Source organism: Paenibacillus sp. sgz302164 (genome assembly GCF_056120505.1).
This window is the reverse complement of the sequence record NZ_JBVYOL010000007.1, coordinates 309,803-330,964: the sequence shown is the minus strand read 5'-3', so window position 1 is coordinate 330,964 and position 21,162 is coordinate 309,803. Positions and strand designations below refer to the sequence as shown.

19 protein-coding genes and 2 pseudogenes are annotated in these 21,162 nt (G+C 52.7%); 18 read left to right on the top strand and 3 right to left on the bottom strand.

What is annotated here, in order from left to right:
- Nucleotides 1-93: 93 nt before the first annotated feature.
- The 12 genes and pseudogenes from glgB (at nt 94) to AC0LWT_RS14430 (ending at nt 12,294) form a co-directional block, all read left to right on the top strand.
- Nucleotides 94-2,091, top strand: coding sequence for a 1,4-alpha-glucan branching protein GlgB (gene glgB, locus AC0LWT_RS14485; protein WP_474681963.1), 1,998 nt, complete (start codon nt 94-96; stop codon nt 2,089-2,091).
- Nucleotides 2,034-3,182 (top strand): glucose-1-phosphate adenylyltransferase, encoded by a 1,149-nt coding sequence (locus AC0LWT_RS14480; protein ID WP_474681962.1) that lies wholly within the window; start codon nt 2,034-2,036, stop codon nt 3,180-3,182. The genes glgB and AC0LWT_RS14480 overlap by 58 nt, the downstream gene beginning before the upstream one ends.
- A 7-nt stretch (nt 3,183-3,189) precedes the next feature.
- Complete coding sequence (gene glgD / locus AC0LWT_RS14475; RefSeq protein WP_474681961.1) at nt 3,190-4,299, top strand: glucose-1-phosphate adenylyltransferase subunit GlgD; 1,110 nt, start codon at nt 3,190-3,192, stop codon at nt 4,297-4,299.
- A 30-nt stretch (nt 4,300-4,329) separates the two neighbouring features.
- Complete coding sequence (glgA, locus tag AC0LWT_RS14470) at nt 4,330-5,766, top strand: glycogen synthase GlgA (protein WP_474681960.1); 1,437 nt, start codon at nt 4,330-4,332, stop codon at nt 5,764-5,766.
- Nucleotides 5,767-6,173: 407 nt separating this feature from the next.
- Nucleotides 6,174-6,311 (top strand): annotated as a pseudogene (locus AC0LWT_RS14465) (Cys-every-fifth RiPP peptide CefA); the annotation flags it as partial.
- Between the two features lie 578 nt (nt 6,312-6,889).
- A complete protein-coding gene (locus AC0LWT_RS14460; RefSeq protein ID WP_474681958.1) occupies nt 6,890-7,078 on the top strand; it encodes a hypothetical protein in 189 nt (62 codons plus the stop codon).
- Between the two features lie 67 nt (nt 7,079-7,145).
- Entirely contained in the window at nt 7,146-8,783 is a 1,638-nt protein-coding gene (locus AC0LWT_RS14455; RefSeq protein ID WP_474681957.1) for a hydroxysqualene dehydroxylase, read from the top strand.
- A gap of 238 nt (nt 8,784-9,021) precedes the next feature.
- Nucleotides 9,022-10,476, top strand: coding sequence for a cardiolipin synthase (cls, locus tag AC0LWT_RS14450; RefSeq protein ID WP_474681956.1), 1,455 nt, complete (start codon nt 9,022-9,024; stop codon nt 10,474-10,476).
- Nucleotides 10,477-10,640: 164 nt separating this feature from the next.
- Nucleotides 10,641-11,294, top strand: coding sequence for a hypothetical protein (locus AC0LWT_RS14445; RefSeq protein WP_474681955.1), 654 nt, complete (start codon nt 10,641-10,643; stop codon nt 11,292-11,294).
- Nucleotides 11,287-11,829: an accessory gene regulator ArgB-like protein gene (locus AC0LWT_RS14440; RefSeq protein ID WP_474681954.1), complete on the top strand. Its 543-nt coding sequence runs from the start codon at nt 11,287-11,289 to the stop codon at nt 11,827-11,829. Before AC0LWT_RS14445 ends, AC0LWT_RS14440 begins: the two co-directional genes overlap by 8 nt.
- On the top strand, nt 11,807-11,938 hold the full coding sequence (locus AC0LWT_RS14435; RefSeq protein ID WP_474681953.1) for a hypothetical protein: 132 nt from the start codon (nt 11,807-11,809) through the stop codon (nt 11,936-11,938). Before AC0LWT_RS14440 ends, AC0LWT_RS14435 begins: the two co-directional genes overlap by 23 nt.
- A gap of 26 nt (nt 11,939-11,964) precedes the next feature.
- Nucleotides 11,965-12,294 (top strand): LytTR family transcriptional regulator DNA-binding domain-containing protein, encoded by a 330-nt coding sequence (locus tag AC0LWT_RS14430; protein WP_474681952.1) that lies wholly within the window; start codon nt 11,965-11,967, stop codon nt 12,292-12,294.
- 85 nt (nt 12,295-12,379) lie between these two features.
- Here the strand turns inward: AC0LWT_RS14430 and AC0LWT_RS14425 are convergent, their stop codons facing one another.
- Nucleotides 12,380-13,993: a multicopper oxidase family protein gene (locus AC0LWT_RS14425; protein WP_474681951.1), complete on the bottom strand. Its 1,614-nt coding sequence runs from the start codon at nt 13,991-13,993 to the stop codon at nt 12,380-12,382.
- Nucleotides 13,994-14,137: 144 nt separating this feature from the next.
- Here AC0LWT_RS14425 and AC0LWT_RS14420 point away from each other — a divergent pair, with 144 nt between their 5' ends.
- The 5 genes from AC0LWT_RS14420 (at nt 14,138) to AC0LWT_RS14400 (ending at nt 18,373) form a co-directional block, all read left to right on the top strand.
- On the top strand, nt 14,138-14,464 hold the full coding sequence (locus AC0LWT_RS14420; protein WP_474681950.1) for a metal-sensitive transcriptional regulator: 327 nt from the start codon (nt 14,138-14,140) through the stop codon (nt 14,462-14,464).
- A gap of 67 nt (nt 14,465-14,531) precedes the next feature.
- Nucleotides 14,532-15,224, top strand: a complete 693-nt coding sequence (locus AC0LWT_RS14415) for a response regulator transcription factor (RefSeq protein WP_474681949.1) — start codon at nt 14,532-14,534, stop codon at nt 15,222-15,224.
- Nucleotides 15,221-16,294: a sensor histidine kinase gene (locus tag AC0LWT_RS14410; protein ID WP_474681948.1), complete on the top strand. Its 1,074-nt coding sequence runs from the start codon at nt 15,221-15,223 to the stop codon at nt 16,292-16,294. The genes AC0LWT_RS14415 and AC0LWT_RS14410 overlap by 4 nt, the downstream gene beginning before the upstream one ends.
- A 127-nt stretch (nt 16,295-16,421) precedes the next feature.
- The gene (locus AC0LWT_RS14405; RefSeq protein ID WP_474681947.1) at nt 16,422-17,846 is read left to right on the top strand and encodes a DUF1254 domain-containing protein; all 1,425 of its coding nucleotides are present in this window, start codon (nt 16,422-16,424) and stop codon (nt 17,844-17,846) included.
- A 251-nt stretch (nt 17,847-18,097) separates the two neighbouring features.
- The gene (locus AC0LWT_RS14400) at nt 18,098-18,373 is read left to right on the top strand and encodes a hypothetical protein (protein WP_474681946.1); all 276 of its coding nucleotides are present in this window, start codon (nt 18,098-18,100) and stop codon (nt 18,371-18,373) included.
- Between the two features lie 22 nt (nt 18,374-18,395).
- On the opposite strand, the gene AC0LWT_RS14395 is transcribed toward AC0LWT_RS14400, so the two are convergent.
- Complete coding sequence (locus AC0LWT_RS14395; RefSeq protein ID WP_474681945.1) at nt 18,396-18,764, bottom strand: hypothetical protein; 369 nt, start codon at nt 18,762-18,764, stop codon at nt 18,396-18,398.
- Nucleotides 18,765-19,207: 443 nt separating this feature from the next.
- Nucleotides 19,208-19,370, bottom strand: a pseudogene (locus AC0LWT_RS14390) (IS1595 family transposase); the annotation flags it as partial.
- Nucleotides 19,371-19,694: 324 nt separating this feature from the next.
- On the opposite strand from AC0LWT_RS14390, the gene gucD reads away from it, so the two are divergent.
- Nucleotides 19,695-21,158, top strand: a complete 1,464-nt coding sequence (gene gucD, locus AC0LWT_RS14385; RefSeq protein ID WP_474681996.1) for an alpha-ketoglutaric semialdehyde dehydrogenase GucD — start codon at nt 19,695-19,697, stop codon at nt 21,156-21,158.
- Nucleotides 21,159-21,162 lie beyond the last annotated feature (4 nt).

The window sequence follows — 21,162 nt, the reverse complement described above, 5'->3', positions numbered from 1 at the left end:
CTTTTTTCTTATTTGCGATTAAAGGAATTCCTTGATTTTTGTAGTATTTGTACTCTATGGAAGCAGGCTGAATCAGGGAGGGATATGGTGAAGATGAAAGAGATACCCAGTTCAGAAGATTTATTTTTGCTTCACGAAGGATCCCTTTACCACAGCTACAAGCTTTTGGGGGCGCATGTAAGCCGCACGCCCGGACAGGAAGGAGTCAGGTTCGCGGTTTGGGCGCCGCACGCCCGCAGGATCTGCATTCTCGGCGATTTCAACGGCTGGAGTTCTGGCAGCCATGTCATGGAGCGGCTCAGCACGCTCGGCGTCTGGATGCTGTTCGTGCCCGAAGCGCGGGAAGGCGATCATTACAAATACGAGATTCACTCCGCGAACGGCCGGATTGTGCTCAAAGCCGATCCCTATGCCTTTTACTCGGAGATTCGTCCGGGAACCGCTTCAAGGGTCTGCGATCTGCAAGGCTACGAATGGCAGGATGAGGCTTGGCAAAAGCGCAAGCAGGACGGATCGGCCTACAACAAGCCGCTGTCCATTTACGAAGTCCACCTGGGAACATGGCGCAAAAAGGACCGGCACAGCGAGGATTTGTACACGTACAGGCAATTGGCCGAGGAGCTCGTCGATTACGCCGCCGAGATGGGGTATACCCATATCGAGCTGATGCCGCTGGCGGAGCACCCCTTCGACCGCTCGTGGGGATATCAGGCGACCGGATATTACTCGGTGACCAGCAGGCACGGAACTCCGAAAGATTTCATGTATTTTGTGGACCGCTGCCATCAGCGGGGTATCGGCGTCATTATGGACTGGGTGCCGGGACACTTTTGCAAGGACGATCACGGTTTGCGCCAGTTTGACGGCGCGCCGCTGTACGAATATCAGGATTCGCGAAAAGCCGAGAAGCTGGAGTGGGGAACGCTGACGTTCGACTTCGGCAGACCGGAAGTCATCAGCTTTTTGATCTCCAACGCGGTATTTTGGATGGACATGTATCATATGGATGGGATACGGGTCGATGCGGTGGCGAGCATGCTGCACCTCAATTTCGGCAGGTGGTCCGAAGAGCCGATCTACAATCAGTACGGCGGTACGGACAATCCGGAAGCGGTCGAGTTTCTCCGCAAGCTGAATCAGGTGGTGTTCTCCTATTACCCTCATGCGCTCATGATGGCGGAGGATTCCACGGATTGGCCGCTCGTCACCGCCCCGGTTCACGACGGAGGTCTGGGCTTTAACTACAAATGGAATATGGGCTGGATGAACGACATGCTTCGCTATATGAAGCTGGATCCGATTCACCGGCGCTATCATCATAATTTGATCACTTTTTCTTTCATGTACACGTTCTCCGAAAATTACATTTTGCCGCTGTCCCATGACGAAGTCGTTCATGGCAAGCGTTCATTATTGCATAAAATGCCGGGAGATTACTGGCAAAAGTTCGCCAATCTGCGCGCCTTTTACGGTTACATGCTCGGACATCCCGGTAAAAAGCTGCTTTTCATGGGCGGGGAATTCGGGCAATTCGATGAATGGAAAGATTTAGAAGAACTGGATTGGTTCCTGCTGGAGCATTACGACATGCACCGCAGCATGCAGCATTACGTCAAGGAGCTGAACCGGTTTTACCTGGATGAGCCCGCCTTGTGGGAGCTGGATCACAGTCCGGACGGATTTCAGTGGATCAACCCCCACGATCAAAGCCAGAGCGTAGTCGCCTTTATTCGCAAAGGCGCAAGTCCCGCGGATGACCTCATCTTTGTGTGCAATTTTACCCCGGTCGTCCATCCGGATTACCGGATCGGCGTTCCGCGGCAAGGCGCGTACAAGGAAGTGTTCAACAGCGATTCGGTCAGCTACGGCGGTTCGGGTCAAAGCAATTCGGAGCTGCTGGCCAGCAAGCCTGAGCCGTGGCATGGTTTTCCGAACAGCTTGGCGCTCCGTTTACCGCCGCTAGCCGCTATCTATATCAAGTGTGTAGACGCAGTCCAAATCGACAATGCAGAAGGAATAGGGGGAATTCAACAATGCGAAGCAAAGAATGCGTTGCCATGCTCCTCGCCGGCGGGGAAGGCCGGAGATTAGGCGTACTGACGAACAATCTGGCAAAGCCTGCCGTACATTTCGGCGGAAAGTACCGGATCATTGATTTCACCCTAAGCAATTGTACGAATTCGGGGATCGACACGGTAGGCGTGCTGACCCAGTATCAGCCCCTGGTGCTGAACTCGTACATCGGGATCGGAAGCTCCTGGGATTTGGACCGCAAATACGGCGGCGTCACCGTGTTGCCCCCGTTCATGGAACAGAAGGGCGGCGACTGGTATAAAGGCACGGCCAATGCGATATACCGCAATATCGGATTTATCGAGCAGTACGATCCGGAATATGTGCTGGTCATCTCCGGTGACCACATTTATAAAATGGACTACGATTTGATGCTCAAGTACCATAAGCAAAAGAAAGCCGATGCCACAATCGCGGTCATTGAGGTGAAGTGGGAGGAAACGAGCCGCTTCGGCATCATGAGCGTGGATGAGCAGCAGGCGATTACGGAGTTTGCGGAAAAGCCGAAGGAAGCCAAAAGCAATCTGGCTTCGATGGGCATTTATATATTCAACTGGAAAGTGCTTAAAGATTATTTGACGCGGGATGAAGCGAACCCGGACTCCAGCAAAGATTTCGGCAAAGACATCATTCCGATGATGCTGAAGGAACAGGCGCGCATGTTCGCTTACCCTTTCGAAGGCTACTGGAAGGACGTAGGGACGATCGACAGCCTGTGGGAAGCGAATATGGATCTGCTCGACGACGACAACGGTTTAAACCTTAACGATAAAGATTGGCGGGTATATTCCTTGAGTCCTTACCAGCCGGCGCAGTATGTCGCTCCGACGGCCACCGTGCGCAGGTCGCTGGTGAACGAAGGATGCGCGATTTTCGGCGATGTCGATCATTCGGTGCTGTTTTACGGGGTACAGGTCGGCGAAGGCAGCAGCATCCGCGATTCGGTCATTATGCCGAATGCGAAGATCGGCAGCAATGTGACGATCAACAAAGCCATCATTGGCGAGAATACGGTAGTGGAGGACGGCGCGAAGGTCGACGGCAACGGCGAAATCGTTCTGATCGGCGGTAATGAACGGGTTCCTGCGAATACAAATCAGAAAGGATGATTTCGATATGAAGCATGTGATGGGCGTCATCAATTTAGTGAATGAACCTGACGATTTGGAGGAACTGACGTATTACCGCTGTGCCGCTTCCGTGCCTTTTGCCGGGAGATACCGCCTGATTGATTTTACACTTTCGAGCATGGTGAATTCGGGCATCGATAATGTCGCCGTATTCACGCAGCATAAATATAGATCTTTGATGGATCATCTCGGGTCGGGCAAGGAGTGGGATCTCGACCGCAAGCGCGGGGGGTTGTTCGTGCTGCCTTCCGTTTTGGATGAGCCGACAGGCATTTCCCGCGGCGATTTGTATCAATTTTACAGCCACCGCGACTATTTTTACCGGGGAAAAGAAGAACTCGTCATCATTTCGCGGAGCCATATGGTGTGCAACATCAATTATGTGGATGCGGTGCGTTTTCATCAGGAATCGCAAGCGGACATTACCGTCATTTACAAGCAGACGGATGAGGATGTGCAAGGAAAATTCCGCCGGCTTGCCGTCAAGGAGAACGGGCAGATCACGCTGATCGAGGATCATACCGGGCGGCTGCGCACGAACAACATCTCGATGGAAATGTACATCATGAGCAAAGCGCTGCTGCTGGATATGGTCGAGTCCTGCCTGGCGCAAGGATACGATCATCTCGTGCGTGACGGCATCATGAAAAACATCGACAAGCTGAGCGTTTACGGCTATAAATTCGAAGGGCACGTCGGCGTCGTGAATTCGATCCAGGGCTATTACAAGCACAGCATGCAGCTGCTCAATCCGGCCGTATGGCGGGAGCTGTTTTTCCAGAAAAATCTGATTTATACGAAAGTTAAGGATGAGCCGCCGGCCAAATATTTGGAAAGCGCAGCGGTCAAAAATGCGCTGATCGCCAACGGCTGCGTTGTCGAGGGCAAAGTGGAGAACAGCATATTGTTCCGCGGCGTAAAAATCCGCAAAGGCGCTTATGTGAAAAACAGCATCATTTTGCAAAACTGCGAGATCGAGGAAAATGTAATCATCGAGAACTCCATTCTCGATAAGGACGTCTTTATCAGCAGAGGTCGGGTGCTTACCGGAGACAACAAAGCTCCGTTTATCGCAGCCAAAACGAAGGTGATTTAAGCTTTTACAAATCCTCAGAGGAGTGGGACGATGAAAATATTGTTTGCCGCATCCGAAGCGGTGCCTTTTGCCAAAACAGGCGGCCTTGCTGACGTCATCGGCTCGCTGCCGAAGGAGCTTGCGCGCCAAGGGCTTGACGTGCGGGTCATTTTGCCGAAATACGGAAGCATCCCGCCGAAATATAAGGAGCAGATGGAATCCGCAGCGGTGTTCGACATCTATGTAGGCTGGAGAAAGCAGTTCATCGGCATCGATGTGCTTCAGGCAGACGGCGTTACCTTCTACTTTGTGGATAACGAATATTATTTTCTTCGTTCGGGGCTGTACGGGTACGGCGACGAGGCGGAACGGTTCGCCTTCTTCTGCCGGAGCGTCATCGAAGCGCTGCCGGTTCTCAATTTTCAACCTGATCTGATCCACTGCCACGATTGGCAGACGGGTATGATTCCGGTGCTGCTGAAGGCTCATTACAGCCATCTGCCTTTTTTTGCCCCGATCAAAACGATCACGACGATTCATAACTTGAAATATCAGGGCGTTTTCAGCCAATCGCTCTTGAAAGATTTGTTCGGCCTAAGCGACGACCATTTCACCGGTACGGCACTCGAGCTGCATGGCGGAGCAAGCTTTTTGAAAGGCGGACTCCTTTACGCAGACCAGATTACGACGGTAAGCCAAACCTACGCCGAGGAGATTCAAACTCCGTATTACGGCGAATATTTGGACAGTTTGCTGCGGCACCGGAAGCATCAGCTGACCGGCATCGTCAACGGCATCGACTATGAAACGTTCGATCCGATGAATGACCCGCATCTGGCTGTCAATTACCGCGATTCTTTGCCCAAGAAGCAGCAAAACAAGCTGGCTTTACAGGAGCGGCTCGGGCTTCCGGTCAACGGGGATACGCCGATGATTGCGCTGGTCACCAGGCTCGTACAGCAAAAAGGGCTGGATCTGATCCAGCACGTGCTCCAGGAAATATTGTCGCTCGACATTCAACTCGTCGTACTGGGAACGGGCGATTACGGCTACGAGCAAATGTTCCGCCACGCCGCGGAAGCGAACCCGGACAAAGTTGCGGCGCTCATTTATTTTGACGAGACGATGGCTCGTGGGCTGTACGCGGCATCCGATCTGTTCCTTATGCCGTCGCAGTTCGAGCCGTGCGGTATCGGCCAACTGATCGCGCTGCGCTACCGCTCGGTGCCGATTGTCCGGGAAACCGGCGGCCTGAAGGACACGGTGCTGCCCTACAATGAATTCACCGGCGAAGGAACGGGCTTCACATTCACCAATTATAACGCTCATGACATGCTTCATACGATCAGGCGGGCTGTGTTCTTCTACCAGAACGATCGCGAAGCGTGGCTGCGCATCCAGCAAAACATGAAAAAATGCGACTTCAGCTGGAAAAAGTCCGCACAGCAGTACATCGCGCTGTACAAAGAAACGATCCGCAGCCGTTAAACGCCCAAAACCGGAAGCCCTTAAGGGGGTTCCGGTTTTTTTTGCCGACCGGCTGCCGTCATACCGCGCAACACCGCGAGCTGGGAGCTGCGTGCGGTGCGAAATGCAGTCACGGCCGCCTCCATCCGGAACCGAATTCGGCGATTCCATTGCCCCAAATGCAACCGGCACCGCTAAAGATCTGCTGTAAATGCACGCTCTACTCCGGCTGAACGCTGCTTCCCCAAATCGAACACAACATTTAACGGCATATAGTGTCTGGAGGAGAGAGCGCCTCCGCTTGCAGAGCGGAGGTTTGCGGCATGGAGGTTGTAGTATAGTGACTCGCAGAGCGGAGGTTTGCGGTAGGGAGGTTGTAGTACAGAGACTTGCAGAGCGGAGGTTTGCGGTAGGGAGGTTGTAGTACAGAGACTTGCAGAGCGGAGGTTTGCGGTGCGAAGGCTTGTAGCATTGAGGCTTGCGGCGCGGAGGTTTGCGGCACGAAGGCTTGTAGCATTGAGGCTTGCGACACGGAGGTTTGGAGCACCGAGATTTGTAAACACTGAGGCTTGTAGCGCGTAGAAAACCTGCGAGAGTGCAGCTTTTTGCTCGTGGGTACGCTAACACCGAAACAATCCTGTGCATTTCAGGCTGCCCAGAACCCCTCACGCCATAACCAGTTGCACAATCTGCCTGGTGGCGCGAAGAAAACCTGCAAAAGTACAGTTTTTGCTCGACGGATACGCTAGCCACGAGATATTCCTGCAATTGTGCAGGCTTTTCGCCGCGAATATGGGCTCAGATTCATTTCCATCGAAAATTCCTGCACAATCGCAGGCTTTTCGCCAAAATGAACCACTTTTGCGGAAAAAACCTGCACTTTTGCAGGCTTTCTCCTTGCCAAGCCGCGATGTCCCCCCACTTCAGTGCCGGAACCCGTCCAGGAGAGGTGTGGGGCGGGGAAAAGCGGCTGTGCCCCTCTCAGGCTGCTCGAACAGGGTGTTGCGCAGAGTGTCACGACTTTCCCTCGGCAGATTGATTTATTAAGGTTACTTTTTTGCGCCCAAGGGTCTTTATAAATCTTCGGGTCATGACGATAAATACAATGCCGGATGAAAATAAAGACGGGAGGCGGTAGTGTACGATGCGCCGGACAGAAGTATGTTCGACAGACGCTGACCTGTACCTATGCATGTTGTTTCAGACTACAGTCGAAGTATGGTTTGACGGGGAGCTGGAGGATGCCGGAGCTTTGATCGAAGGCTACTCCGATGAAGTCATCAAAGTAGGCGGCGTCTATTATTTGCGGAAGCTGTGCCTGATAAAAAAATAGCCTTCATCCCCGGAGAGCGCTGTATTCGTTCGGAGTTCAATTCCAAAGGGCAGGGGGAGCAGGCAGGATGAGTCTCAAGGTAGTCATCCTTGGCGGCGGAGTAGCCGGAATGAGCGCGGCTCATGAATTGATGGAGCGCGGCTTTCAGGTTGCCGTATACGAAATGAAATCGATACCCGGCGGCAAGGCGCGGAGCATGCCGATGCCGAATTCGGGTACGGAAGGCAGGCGGGATTTGCCCGGCGAGCACGGGTTCCGCTTTTTTCCGAAGTTTTACAAACATATTACCGATACGATGAAGCGGATTCCTTACGGGGACAATCCGCAGGGCGTTTTCGACAATTTGGTGGAGGGCTCGCAGTTGGGACTGGCTTTCTTTGACCGGGCTATGCTGCCGTTCATGGCGGAATTTCCGCGGACGTTCCAGGATTGGAAGACGCTGATCAAATCTTTGTTTGACAACGGCCTCGGTCTTAGCGATTACGACGTGGAGCAGTATGTGTCCAGGCTGTGGCAGGTGATGACCAGCTGCGACGAGCGCAGGAAGTTGGAATACCAGCAGATCGCTTGGTGGGATTTCATTGAGGCCGATAAGCAGTCAGAGGCGTTCCGCAAGGTGTTCACGGGGCTGACGCGGATTTTGGTCGCGGCCAAGGCGCACGAGGCCAATACAGGCACAATCGGCACGGTCGGGGCCACGCTGATGATGGATATGGTGACGCCGGGCTCCAGCGCGGACCGGCTGCTGTGCGGCCCGACCAATGAGGTGTGGATTCAGCCGTGGCTCGAATATTTGACCTCGAACGGAGTGGAGTACCACCTGGACGCCAAGGTCGATTACATTCACTGTGCGGGCGGAATCATTACGGGCGCAGCGGTTACGCAGGGCGGCGCCACGACGATGGTGACGGGCGACTATTTTATTTCCGCGCTGCCCGTAGAAGTGATGGCGCAGCTGATTACAAGCGAGATGCTGCAGGCCGATGCGACGCTGTCAGGCATCAAGAAGCTTGCGGAGTCTGTGGATTGGATGAACGGGATTCAATTTTATTTGAACCGGGACGTACCGGTCATTCGCGGCCATGTCATTCATATGGACAGCCCTTGGGCGCTTACGTCGGTTTCACAGGCCCAATTTTGGCCGGACGTGGATTTGGCCGAATATGGTAACGGCCTGGTCAAAGACGTGCTGTCGGTGGACATTTCGGACTGGCATACGCCGGGAATTTTGTACGGGAAGCCGGCGATGCGCTGCACTAAGGAGGAAATCAAGAACGAGGTCTGGGAGCAGACGAAAAAAAGCTTGAATGCCGGCGGATCCGTTGTGCTGTCCGACGATCAGCTCGTGGACTGGTTTTTGGACTCGGACATTCAGTTTCCGAATCCGCATGAAACGATCAATCTGGAGCCGCTGCTCGTGAACAAGGTCAACACCTGGTATTTGCGGCCCAACGCGTATACGGCGATTCCGAACTTGTATCTGGCGGCGGATTACGTGCGGACCAACACCGATTTGGCGACGATGGAGAGCGCGAATGAGGCCGCAAGACGGGCTGTCAATGCGATTCTCGAAGCCAGCTGCTCCGATGCCGATCCATGCGAAATATGGGAGATGTACGATCCCTTAGTGCTGTCGGCATGGCGCAAAAACGATCGCGACCGGTACCGGCAAGGCTTGCCGTGGGACGGGAAAATCGTTGGCTGACGAAGCGGGGAAATAGGGCCGTCCGGCTATTTCCCGGGCAAGCGCACGAACCGCTAGGTTCCGACATAAAGGAGTGCTATCCGCTGCGATAGAGCTCCTTTTTTTGTCATGAGCCGCGTTTATTTTCAGTCAAGAAACAATTAGGTATAATAGAATTTAACTTGCTTAAACGATTCCTCGGCGATTCGTGAAAAAGCTTCAGCGCTTTATCCGGTCACGGGAGATATGGAGTGTTCCTATGAATGTGCTTTCCCATCTGCCTACAGGTTTTATTGTGATCAACATCCTGCTCGCTTTGACTATTGTATTCCTGGAGCGGCGCAATGTGGCGGCAACCTGGTCATGGTTAATGGTGCTGCTCTTCATCCCCATTCTCGGATTTGTCTTGTACTTTATTTTCGGGCAAAATTTGAGCCGCAGAAAATTGTACAAATGGAACCAGTCGATGCTGGAGAGGGTGCAGACAGTGATCACTGAGCAGTCGCAGCAATTGAAGGACGGCTTGCTGCTTCGCGATCTTCCCGAGGTGCAGCCGTACAGCGAGTTGGTTTACTTGAACGTAGCGACGAACGATTCTTTTATTACGCACGACAATCAAGTTCGCATTTTTACGGACGGCGTGTCCAAATTCGACGATTTGCTGGACCGGATCGCACAAGCGCAAGATCATATTCATCTGCAGTACTATATTATAAAGCCCGATCAGCTGGGCAAAAAAGTGGTCGCGGCGCTGGCAAGAAAAGCCGGCGAAGGAGTTCGGGTCAGATTGCTGTATGACGATATCGGTTCGCGCTCGCTGCAGGACGCTTTTTTTCGGGAGCTGAGGGAAGCGGGCGGAGAGGTGGCGGCTTTTTTCCCGTCCCGCATTCCTTATCTCAATTACCGCGTCAATTACCGCAATCACCGCAAGCTGGTTGTAATAGACGGTATCGTCGGTTATACGGGCGGCTTTAACATCGGCGACGAATATTTGGGTCTGGACCGGCGGTTCGGCTTTTGGCGGGATACGCATTTGCGGTTGTCGGGAAGCGTCGTTCTGGCGCTGCAGGCCAGGTTCGTTCTGGACTGGAATCTGGCGTCGGCGTCCAAGATCGATATGGAACCGGCGTACTTCCCCGAGAGGACGGAACAGGAGGCGTCCGGCCGGGTGCCGATGCAAATTATCGCCAGCGGACCGAATGAGAAGTGGCCGCATTTTGTCCATACGTTTTTGAAAATGATTCATTCGGCCAAACGCCGCATTCTCGTGCAAACTCCGTATTTCATTCCCGAGGAAAGCTTGCTGAACGCTTTGCGGATCGCCGCGCTGTCGGGAATCGACGTAAGAATTATGATCCCGCAAAAAGCGGACCACTTGTTCGTGCATTGGGCTTCGCTGTATTTTGCCGGGGAGCTGCTGCAGGCGGGGGTCAAATGCTACTTGTACGATAACGGCTTCCTGCACGCCAAAACGATCGTCGTCGACGGCCGGGTCGCCTCCGTCGGGACGGCGAACCTGGACATTCGCAGTCTGCGGCTGAACTTCGAAACGAGCGCATTGATATACGATGCGGAGACGGCGACATCGCTCGAACATATTTTTTGGAAAGACATGGAAGGCTGCCTGGAATTGACGCTCGAAGAATACGAAAAGCGCTCGCTGCGCATCCGTTTTCTTGAATCGATTTCCAAGCTGATCTCGCCGATATTGTAAGCGAGGGGGCCCGCAGGTATGAATAGCGTACGAACCGAACAGTGCGCAGCGGAAATTATGCGTTGGGCGCTGTTTATTTTTTTTAATTCCTATATTGTCAATCTTTGCATTTCGCATTATAGTAAATATTAGAACTTAATTACCGATAATTGGGAGAGTTATAGATGGTCTTCCTTTTTTTTATGCTGCTAAGCGTTATTGAAACTTCAGCGATGTATTATTTGATGTTCAAGCTTTTTAAATTTGACATTTATGTTTCGTCGATCGTTTTCGCCAGTATCATTGCCAGCTTTATCAGTTTCTCCCTCCGCGAGATGTACGGATATTTCACTCTGGATATACTTCTGCAGCTGGTGTTGACGTTCTTGTTCCTTTGGCTGATGTTCAGGGTTCATGTGTTTTATGCCGCGGTGATGGCCGCAACCGGTTTTATCGCTTATTTGCTCATTCAGACAGGCTTGTACTTTTTCATGAATGTGCTCGGCTTTATACATAACGAACCCGGCCCTAATCAGGCGACGACATATTTGTTGCAGCTTATATCTGCAATCATCGCCTGTCTCATCGGCAAGTTGATCCACTTAAGAAACAAAGGCTTCTCTTTCGTACCTCACAGCAATCACGGCTCGATTGCGCTTCGCGGCAAAAACAGGCATATTCTTCTGCTGTACGTGCCGGCGGTCATCCCTATCACACTGATTTACTATTTTGTACAGGCGCATATGAGCAAATTGTTTTTCATCATTCCGGTCTCGCTCGGATTTGCTTTGCTGGCCTTATTGTCCTGGGCGAACAGAAGGGAGCTAAGCGATGATTGATAGTCTTGCCGCCCGCGCCGCAACTGCGATCAAGCGTGCAAATCCGGAGCAGACGAGCTCTGTCGAAGTGCTCCGATATGCGCTTATCATTTACATCAATACCACGTTGATCGTCGTGGAATCGCTTTTGATCGGTTGGCTGAGCGGCAAGCTGAAGGAGACGCTGCTGTGCCTCGTCGCCGTCAATGTGCTGCGGTATTTCTCGGGCGGCAGGCATGTGCGGACGACGTGGGGGTGCAATCTTGTCAGTGTCGCGATTTTTACGATCGTGCCCCATGTGCCGCTGTACCATTCTTCGCTGACGATGATAGCCAACCTCGCGAGCGTGCTTTTGGTCCTGCTTTTTGCGCCTAACATCGATTCGGAAACGAGCGTCGAAAAAGCGGCGCATCCCCGGCTTAAACTGATTTCGTTCTGCATAGTTGCCGTCAATTTTGCCGCGGGAAGTTGGCTGCTGGCACTGTCGTTTTTAATTCAGTCTTTAACTTTACTGCCTGCGAAAGGAGGTGGTCATGATGAAAGCGGCGATAGCTAAAAAAATATCCGATATGCTGACTCGTTCTGCCAAAGGGATTCAAAAAAGAAACAAACCGTGCTTTGCTTCACCGAAAGTACCGCAAGAACTGAGACAGGCGAAGAATTAAATTCACTATTGGAGTTGGAAAGAAGAATGCGAGTTCTGCGTGAGGATGGATCTGTGTATGAGCTGGAAGAATCGGATATTTTGTATTTTACTATACATAGGAATGCAATTACTGTACATACGGAAACTGCATATTATCTATATCCCACGTCATTCGAGCAGATTCTTTCCGCATTCCAGCAGGCAGGCTTTGAACGTGTGGACCGGTCCTACATTGTTCATTTGAATCAGCTGAAAGGCTACAACGAAGACCGCCAATCCGTATATTTCGAAAACAATGACTTTGTGCCGGTTTCCGCCAAAAACTTGCAGCGCTTGCTCCGGCAAATGAAAGACCGAACGGATCGGAGCGAATAATACGATGGTGCAAACAAAATCCCCTCCGGGCAGAAGCGAACGGAGGGGATTTTTGCTTGCTGGGGGCGAAGCCGGATGGCCAAGATTACTCCGGCATGTTCCCCGCCTTAGGATCGGGGACGAAATCCGTTTTGTAATCCAGGTAGTTGACGCTCGTGACCATGCCCGCGGCGGCATGATGCAGATCGTGGCAGTGGAACATCCAGTTGCCGGGATTGTCCGCTTCGAAAGCGACGACGTATTCTTCGCCCGGTTTCACGTTCAGCGTGTCTTTGATGATCGGCGATCCTTCCAGCGGCTTGCCGTCCTTGCTCAATATTTGAAAGAAATGGCCGTGCAAATGCATCGGGTGATCGTCGGATTTGGATGTATTGGTGAGGCGAACTTTGACCAAATCCCCTGTTTTTACTTGAATCGCGTCGGTATTCGGGTACGCCTTGTTATTGATCGTGTATACGGGGTTGCCCTGATGCTCGTTCGTCCCCAGGTCCATCGTGTAATCCAGGTTGTATTTCTGGTCCAGTGTGAATTTGGCCTTGGCCGCTTTGCCGTATTTCGTAATGTCCAGAACCGGCAAATCTTTGTCGTCGTCAGCCCGGTCTTTCGAGTCCGAGGAACCCTCGTACTGAATGAGGGCTTTCATGTTTTTGACAGGAGCCTCTTTGCCGTGCTCTTCCAAGTACCATACGCCCGGGTTGACCGCTTCAAATTCAAGGTCGTATCGTTCTCCCGGAGCGACGGCAATGAGCTGATCCTTGATGAGCGGCGGATTTTGAATCGGCTGCCCGTCTGTCGCGGTCACTTTAAATTCCTGGCCGTGCAAATGCATGTTATGCGATTTATAGCCTGCATTGATCAAACGGATGCGGACTTTGTCGCCCTTTTTGACAGTGAGCTTGTCGATGGAGGACCCGGATTTGCCGTTGATGGTGTACAGGTCATACATGCTCATATCGTGCCCTGCGGCCGCAGAGCTTTGGGAATTTGCAGTTGACGCATGGTTGGAGGCGTCCATATTCATTTTGGAATGATCCATACCGGACATATCCATTCCAGACATATCCATACCGGATGTCCCCGAGCTCATCCACTCATCCAGAACAAGCGTGTAGTCGCGGTCGGGTTTTTCCTCGTTTTTCGGCTCTACGATCAAAGAACCGTACAGACCTTTATCCACCTGATTGACGCTGTCCTGATGGGAGTGGTACCAGTAAGTGCCGGGCACTTCGGCTTTAAATTCATACGTAAACGTTTGCCCGGGCTGTACGGCGTTTTGCGTGACGCCGGGAATTCCGTCCATATTGTTCGGAACCGGCACGCCGTGCCAATGGATCGTAACGGGGGCGGACAGCTCGTTTTTCAGATTGACCTTCAGGACATCGCCTTGTTTGACCCGGATTTGCGGTCCCGGAACTGAATTGTTGTAGGTCCATACTGGGATGATTTTGCCGGGAAGCACTTCCAGATTGCTGGCTTTTGCCGTCAGTGTAATTTCTTTTGCCGTCAAGGTTTCGCTGTTGTTCGTTTTGCTCTCTGCCGATGGTCCGGTCTGCCGTGGCTCTTCCGTATTCATGGCATGATTCATTTTGGAATGATCCATGCCCTCCATGTTTTTGTCGGCGTTCGTACACCCTGCAAGCAGGGCGGAAATCGCTCCGCCAATCCACAAATATTTTAAACTCGTCACAGCTTTAATCATGTTTACCTCCAGATCTTGTTTTGTCATGCGGATCTTATAACCTCATCATAACCCGTTCATATGTAGAAGTTGTGTAGAAGCGGTTGCATTTTGCATAGGATAGGGGATATTGGTATAATCAATCGCAGAGAGGGGGACGTTTGCATGGAACCAAACCATACGGAGCTTACGGAATCTTGCCATTCCCCGGGTGAACGGAAGAGCCATCATTCGGACAAAATCAAAACGAATTTAATCAGCAGACTGAACCGCATCGAAGGACAAGTCCGCGGGGTTAAAGGGCTGATCGAGAAGGACACTTATTGCGACGATGTGTTGAATCAGATCGCCTCGATCCAATCCGCCTTGAACGGCGTCGGCAAGCTGCTGCTCGAGCATCATATGAAAAGCTGCGTCGTCGAACGGCTGCAGGAAGGCGATCATGACGTAATAGCCGAACTTTTAACGACGGTGAATAAGTTGATCAAATAAAATATATAGGGGGGTACCGTATGTTGGCCGCGGCAGCATGGATCATTGCGAATGAGGCGCGAAGACGATGAAGACCGTACTCATGGTCGATGACGAAGCGAAAATCAGAGAAGTCGTGGCGTCCTATTTGGAAAATGAAGGATTCAAAACGCAGGAAGCCGGGACAGGCGCCGAAGCTTTGCAATATGTAGCCAAAGGCTCGATCGATTTGGTCATTCTGGACCTGATGCTGCCGGACATGATGGGAGAGCAGGTATGCCGGCAAATCCGGCAGCGTTCGTCCGTGCCTATTTTGATGCTTACGGCAAAAGTGGCGGCAGACGACCGCATCGAAGGATTGACGCTGGGGGCCGACGACTACTTGACAAAGCCGTTCAATCCGCGCGAGCTTGTGGCCCGGGTCAGAGCCATTCTCCGAAGATCCACGGAAACCGAGCTGTTGGCCGACAGCATCCATTTTGCGGAAGGGCTTGTGATCGATACCCGCCGCCATGAGGTGTTCAAAAAGGAGCGGCCGCTGAATTTGACGCCTAACGAATACAGGCTCCTGATTTCATTGGCGCGCCACCCGGACCGTACGTTTACCCGCGAGCAGCTGATTGAAAAGGTGCTTGGCTTCGATTTCGACGGGGATGCGAGAACGATCGACCAGCATATCAAAAATCTTCGCTACAAGCTCGAAGACGATCCCAAAAACCCGCAGTTTCTCGTCACCGTCTACGGTGTCGGTTACCGCTTCGCGGGAGGTGCCGCGCTTTGAGAGGACTTTATTTACGTCTGACGATCGCTTTTGTTAGCATCGCTTCAGGCGTTTTGCTTATTTCCACGCTTACGTTTATTTGGCAAACACACTATCATTTCTCTTTATACCAGCAGCAGGCGATGGAGCAAAATATGGATACGGCCGCTTTCGACTCCCATTTTGAAGAAGCGCTTATCCAATCCGTCGTATGGACGTCTGCGATCGTTATCGTGCTTGTCGCCGCCGTCAGCCTGCTAGTTGCCAAACGGATCACGGCCCCGCTTATTAACATGAAAAAGACGGCCGAGCAGATGGCCCAAGGAAAACTGCATGTCAGAGCGGAGCTCAGAGGAAAAGACGAGCTTGCCGATCTCGGCCAATCGTTGAATCGTTTGGCGGAGCAGTTGCAAAGACAGGAGCAGCTGCGAAAAGCGATGACCGCCGACATCGCCCACGAGCTGCGTACTCCGCTGACGACGCTCAAAAGCCATATGGCCGCGATGATGGACGGGATCTGGGAGCCGTCTCCAAAGCGTCTGGAGTCGTGCTATGAAGAGGTGGAGCGGTTGGCTGATCTGGTCGGGGATTTGGAGCAGCTGACGGAAATGGAGTCGCCGCATTTTCAGGTGCGGATGAACCGGGAAAACTTGACGGAAATCGTGCTGCAGAGCGTGGAATCGGTAAGGGCGGCCTATTTGCAAAAAGGCGTGCAGCTTAAAGTGAAGGGAGCGAACCCGTGCCTTGTTCAGGCGGACCGCAAACGGGTTATGCAGATTTTGCTGAACTTGCTGTCCAACGCCCTGAAATTTACGAAGTCCGGCGGGGAAGTTGTCATTGCCGTGAGCAGGGAACCGATGCATGGGGTATTCACCGTTGCCGATTCCGGCATTGGCATACGTCCTCAAGAGCTGCCATTCGTGTTCGAACGATTTTACCGGGTGGATAAATCCAGGGACCGCAAATCCGGCGGCAGCGGCATCGGACTGACAATCGTGCAAAAATTAACGGAAGCTCACGGAGGCTCCGTACATATCCGGAGCGAAGAAGGAAAAGGGACCGCCGTAACGATAAAATTCCCTGCTGTGTAAACCGACTCCATATATCGCCTGTTGTCACGTACAGCCTATGCTACATAAAATGGTTGGAACAAGTTTGCGGCTGCCCCTGCGAAGAGTGCGTTTATGCAGATCGGAGCGTGCGTGAAGGAGGCGATGTATGGATTACGCTTATTTCAAAGAAAGAAGTTTCGTTCCCGGGGCGGGTTCGGATGATCCGGCTTACGGCACGAATCGTGTCCTCAACGATTGGGCGATGCACGCGTATATATACGGATACCCTTTGCTGCTTATGGATATTACCCGCAGAAGCGGGTTGTTAAGTGTGGCGCAGATGAACCGGTTTTATCATCAAAAAGTGCCGGCGACGCCAAAATTTACACTCGTCGTCAGACCTAACGTGGATACGCTGTATTCCTCCGCCTGGCTGGATTTGTCGCGGGGCCCGCTGCTGCTGCATGTGCCGAATACGGATAACCGCTACTACGTGCTGCCTTTGCTGGACGCCTGGTCAAACGTGTTCGCTTCCGTCGGAGCCCGCACGACAGGAACGGGTGAACGAGTGTTTGTAATCGTAGGGCCCGGCTGGCACGGCGCGCTTCCCGCCGGCATTCCGGTAATTGCCGCCCCGACCAACGCGGTATGGATTACAGGGCGCACGCAGACGAACGGCCCGGCGGATTATGCGGCGGTGCACGCCATCCAGGAGCAGTACGAATTAACAAGGCTGAACGGCTCCGTCCCTGCCGGAATGCCCGAATGGGACGCTTTGCTCCATAATCACATTATTTTGGGGCGGCGTTCTCCCAGGGATGTGATCGCATCGATGGATGCGGCGACGTTTTTCAATTTGATGATGTCGGTGATGTATCGGAACCCGCCTTATCCGGCTATCCAGTCGCATGCCATGACGGCGGAGCTCGGAGCGATGGGGCTCATTCCGGGTCCGCATTTCGACTTTTACAAACTTCACCCGACCGTGCAGCAGGCTTTGGCTAATGCCGTCCGCAGCGGCCCGCAAACGATCCGCACTGCCTCAGATGAATTATTTAAAAAAAGCGAAACGAACGGCTGGAGCATGCTACTGAAAAACATGGGCTTTTATGGAAAAGATTACGTCCGGCGGGCGGTAGTGGCGATGAATTTATTTGGCGCCAACCTTCCGGAAGATGCGGTGTATGCGTACAGCTCTGTTGACAGCGACGGCAGCCCGCTGGATGGAAGCAACAATTATGTGATGCATTTCAATGCGGGCAGGCTGCCTCCGGCGAATGCTTTTTGGTCGGTGACGCTCTATAACGCCGCAGGATTTTTGGTGGAAAATCCGCTAAAACGCTATGCCGTCGCTCCGCACCTCGGAAAGCTGAACTACAATAAAGACGGCTCCCTCGATATTTATATCCAGCATGCTTCGCCGGGGCATGAGCGGGAGCCGAACTGGCTGCCGGCGCCTGCGGAACCGTTCAACCTCACACTCCGCATGTATTGGCCGCAGCAGCCCGTTCTAAAAGGCCGATGGCACTCGCCGCCGGTGGAAGTCGATCTATACAGGCCGGCGCAGGGGCCGCCGGTTAAGCGGCTTTAGCGGCCGGACGCCGGGGGGGCCGCGGGGGCTGTGGAGCGAGCTACCGGCGGAACGCTTGGCGGCGGGGCGCGCCGGAAGTGGCAAGGCGAGGCCGCCGGAAGGCGCCAGCCGCCAGAGCTAGCGCACCGAGCTGGCCGCCTGGCAGGTGGTGCGGAGCGCCGAAAGTCAGCCGGACCAAAAACTCGCAGGCGAGCGCCGGCAGTGGCATCTGCCTAGAGCAGCGCGCAGAAAGCCTGCAAAAGTGCAGTTTTTTGCTCGCTGCTCGGCTGGTAACGGAACATTCCTGCAAAAGTGCAGTTTTTTTCGCAAAAACACGGGCACTGACTCGTTTTGATCAGAAATTCCTGCACAATTGCAGGCTTTTCGCCAAAACAAACCATTTTCAAGGAAAAAGCCTGCACTTTCGCAGGCTTTTTCGTGCTGCAGGGCCGCGCCACCAGCTGCTGCGGCGTTTTTTGGCGGCAAAAGAACCGGTTGCCCGCCAAACCCCCAACGGCTTTTCCGAAAACAACACGCTGTTTTTGTGAAAATTGTTACTTTTTGGGTAAATTATCCTTCTATTTGTCCTAAATATCTTACTTCCTCGCCGTTTAATTTCACAATGAGTATGGGTCCACTTTTTTTCAATAGTTCGTAAATCTCGGTTCCAACAGGAAGTTTGGTCGCCATTTCATCTTCGAAAGGAAGACCGTCTTTATATTGTTTCGTAATGGTCCCGATACTTTTTCCAATTGTAAGTTCTGCTTTTTGCACCCATTCTATGTTGTTAGCGTTACTGTAAACGATTCCTTTGAATTGGAAAATATCCGCATTAGGAGTTTGAACTAGAATTTCTTTTGCTGTGGGGTTATGGGTTGTAGTTGTTTCACATCCTGAAAGCATGACTAAACATAGAATGAACGAAATGAGTATTCTCATTGCTCGCCTCCCTTTAGAGATACTAACGGACTATTTAAGAATTTTGTTCCAAATTTTGCGACCTTCAGATACCTTACATTTTTAAACGGCCGCCCGGAATTCTTATACAGTTTTAAAAATCGCCCGCTTGCAAGTATCTGGTAACACCTTCGTCCGCCTGTCAGTAAGCTCCGGTTTCTTACGCAACTCCAAAAAACGGAACGGAACCAAAACATGTAGTTATCGATGTATTTGGTCGGCAATACCCTCGAACCTATCCATCCCCAACGTGCGCGAATCCCGGGCGCGCGTTGTGTCGCCGACGCATGGCGGCGGTCAGAACCCCATTGCTACAGGCGAGGTGGAACGAATTGATATGCTGGATTTGATAAATCGACTCGGATACATGAGTTCTTCTTCTTGGAACGATTTCATGCGTCAAAATTCTTCATCTTAGCGAAGCTAATAATCATGTATCTCCAGTAAAACGCGGTTGAAATGTGAATATTTTATTTAGCCGTTCGACGAATTTGGGGAGCGTTCAAAATATTTGAGCCAGAGATTGGGCTTATATGTGGCTGCCATCGAAGTACCTGACATGTCGTTGAAAGTTTTGCTGCAGAATTTGTTTTCATTAGTGGGCGCAATACAAGCACATAGCGTCGACTCGAAATTTTGTTGGTCCGGAGTTTGTGGCCTGGCGGTTCACGGGGAGGGGGCCGAAATTGTAGATGACACAGGAGCGTCCTTGGTCGATCTACCGCCATCATGCAGCGCAACACCGCGCAGTGGCAGCTGCGCCGCAGTTTCGGCCCGCGGTGTCGGATACGCCGATTGCGTGAGTTTTGCAGATACCACAGATTTTTTTGCGGAAAGGGGTAGACGGGGGCGGAATTTTACGATAATATCTGATATATCAGATATCAAATATGATGTTTCCGAGGAGGCTGAATTCCTTTGAGTACTGAATCCGTTTACACAGCCTTGAATTATGCCGGAGGCCAGTGGGTACCTTCTTTGACGGGCGAAGTTGAGCCCAGCTTTGATCCGTCCGCGAAGGGCCGGATTGTCGGCTATGTGCAAAGCTCGAACGCAGACGATCTGGATGCCGCCGTGCAGGCGGCGAAGCAGGCGCAGCCGTCATGGCGCAAGCTGTCCGCGCCCGCGAGAGGCGAATTTTTATATAAAGCGGCGGCCGTTCTGGAGCGGCGGCTGGATGAAATCGCCGAGACGATGACGCGGGAGATGGGCAAGACGCTGGCGGAGGCGAAGGGGGAGACGGCGAGAGGCGTCGCGATTTTGCGCTATTACGCCGGGGAAGGCATGCGCAAGGTCGGCGATGTAATTCCTTCCACCGACAGCGGGGCGCTGATGTTTACGACGCGCGTGCCGCTCGGAGTTGTCGGCGTCATCACGCCGTGGAATTTTCCGATTGCGATTCCCGTTTGGAAAATGGCCCCTGCGCTCGTCTACGGGAATACCGTCGTCATCAAGCCTGCAACCGAGGCGGCGCTTACAGCGGTCAAGCTGGCGGAATGTTTTCATGAAGCCGGTTTTCCGGCAGGCACGGTCAATCTGGTAACCGGTCAAGGATCAGTGATCGGACAGGGCATTATCGATCATCGGGATATTAACGCGATTACTTTTACCGGATCGAATCAGGTCGGCAAAAAAGTCGCCATCGGCGCCATCGCCCGCGGAGCGAAGTATCAGCTTGAGATGGGCGGCAAAAATCCGATCATTATCGCGGCCGACGCGGATCTGGATCAGGCCGTGGAGGCGACGGTCAGCGGCGGCTTCCGCTCCACCGGGCAAAAATGTACGGCGACGAGCCGGGTCATCGTACATACAGAGGTGTTCGGCGCGTTCGCGTCCAAGCTGATTTCCCGCGTGAAACAGCTGCAAATCGGCGACGGGATGCACCCCCAAACGTGGATGGGCCCTTGCGCCAGCGAGAATCAATACAATACCGTCGCCTCTTACATCCGCAAAGGCGTTGAAGAGGGCGCCGTATTGCTGTATGGCGGCGGGCAGCCGAAAGGATTGGAAGACGGCCATTATATCGAGCCGACGATATTCGGGGAAGTAAACTCCCGGATGACGATAGCCCAAGAAGAAATATTCGGGCCGGTGCTGGCGCTGATTGAGGTCGACTCCATGGAAGAGGCACTTCATATCGCCAACGATGTGGAGTTCGGGCTGAGCGCATCGATTTTTACGCAAAATATTCAACATATGATGTCCTTTATCCAGGACATGGATGCCGGGCTCATCCGCATCAATGCGGAAAGCGCAGGGGTCGAGCTGCAGGCGCCGTTCGGCGGCATGAAGCAGTCCAGCTCGCATTCCCGCGAACAGGGCCAGGCGGCGATTGAATTTTTTACGGCGATCAAAACGGTTTTTATCAAGGCATAGCGTC

Coding starts and splice junctions, on each gene's coding strand:
- glgB (WP_474681963.1), top strand. CDS start 94: ATGAAAGAGATACCCAGTTCAGAAGATTTATTTTTGCTTCACGAAGGA.
- AC0LWT_RS14480 (WP_474681962.1), top strand. CDS start 2,034: ATGCGAAGCAAAGAATGCGTTGCCATGCTCCTCGCCGGCGGGGAAGGC.
- glgD (WP_474681961.1), top strand. CDS start 3,190: ATGAAGCATGTGATGGGCGTCATCAATTTAGTGAATGAACCTGACGAT.
- glgA (WP_474681960.1), top strand. CDS start 4,330: ATGAAAATATTGTTTGCCGCATCCGAAGCGGTGCCTTTTGCCAAAACA.
- AC0LWT_RS14460 (WP_474681958.1), top strand. CDS start 6,890: ATGCGCCGGACAGAAGTATGTTCGACAGACGCTGACCTGTACCTATGC.
- AC0LWT_RS14455 (WP_474681957.1), top strand. CDS start 7,146: ATGAGTCTCAAGGTAGTCATCCTTGGCGGCGGAGTAGCCGGAATGAGC.
- cls (WP_474681956.1), top strand. CDS start 9,022: ATGAATGTGCTTTCCCATCTGCCTACAGGTTTTATTGTGATCAACATC.
- AC0LWT_RS14445 (WP_474681955.1), top strand. CDS start 10,641: ATGGTCTTCCTTTTTTTTATGCTGCTAAGCGTTATTGAAACTTCAGCG.
- AC0LWT_RS14440 (WP_474681954.1), top strand. CDS start 11,287: ATGATTGATAGTCTTGCCGCCCGCGCCGCAACTGCGATCAAGCGTGCA.
- AC0LWT_RS14435 (WP_474681953.1), top strand. CDS start 11,807: ATGATGAAAGCGGCGATAGCTAAAAAAATATCCGATATGCTGACTCGT.
- AC0LWT_RS14430 (WP_474681952.1), top strand. CDS start 11,965: ATGCGAGTTCTGCGTGAGGATGGATCTGTGTATGAGCTGGAAGAATCG.
- AC0LWT_RS14425 (WP_474681951.1), bottom strand. CDS start 13,993: ATGATTAAAGCTGTGACGAGTTTAAAATATTTGTGGATTGGCGGAGCG.
- AC0LWT_RS14420 (WP_474681950.1), top strand. CDS start 14,138: ATGGAACCAAACCATACGGAGCTTACGGAATCTTGCCATTCCCCGGGT.
- AC0LWT_RS14415 (WP_474681949.1), top strand. CDS start 14,532: ATGAAGACCGTACTCATGGTCGATGACGAAGCGAAAATCAGAGAAGTC.
- AC0LWT_RS14405 (WP_474681947.1), top strand. CDS start 16,422: ATGGATTACGCTTATTTCAAAGAAAGAAGTTTCGTTCCCGGGGCGGGT.
- AC0LWT_RS14395 (WP_474681945.1), bottom strand. CDS start 18,764: ATGAGAATACTCATTTCGTTCATTCTATGTTTAGTCATGCTTTCAGGA.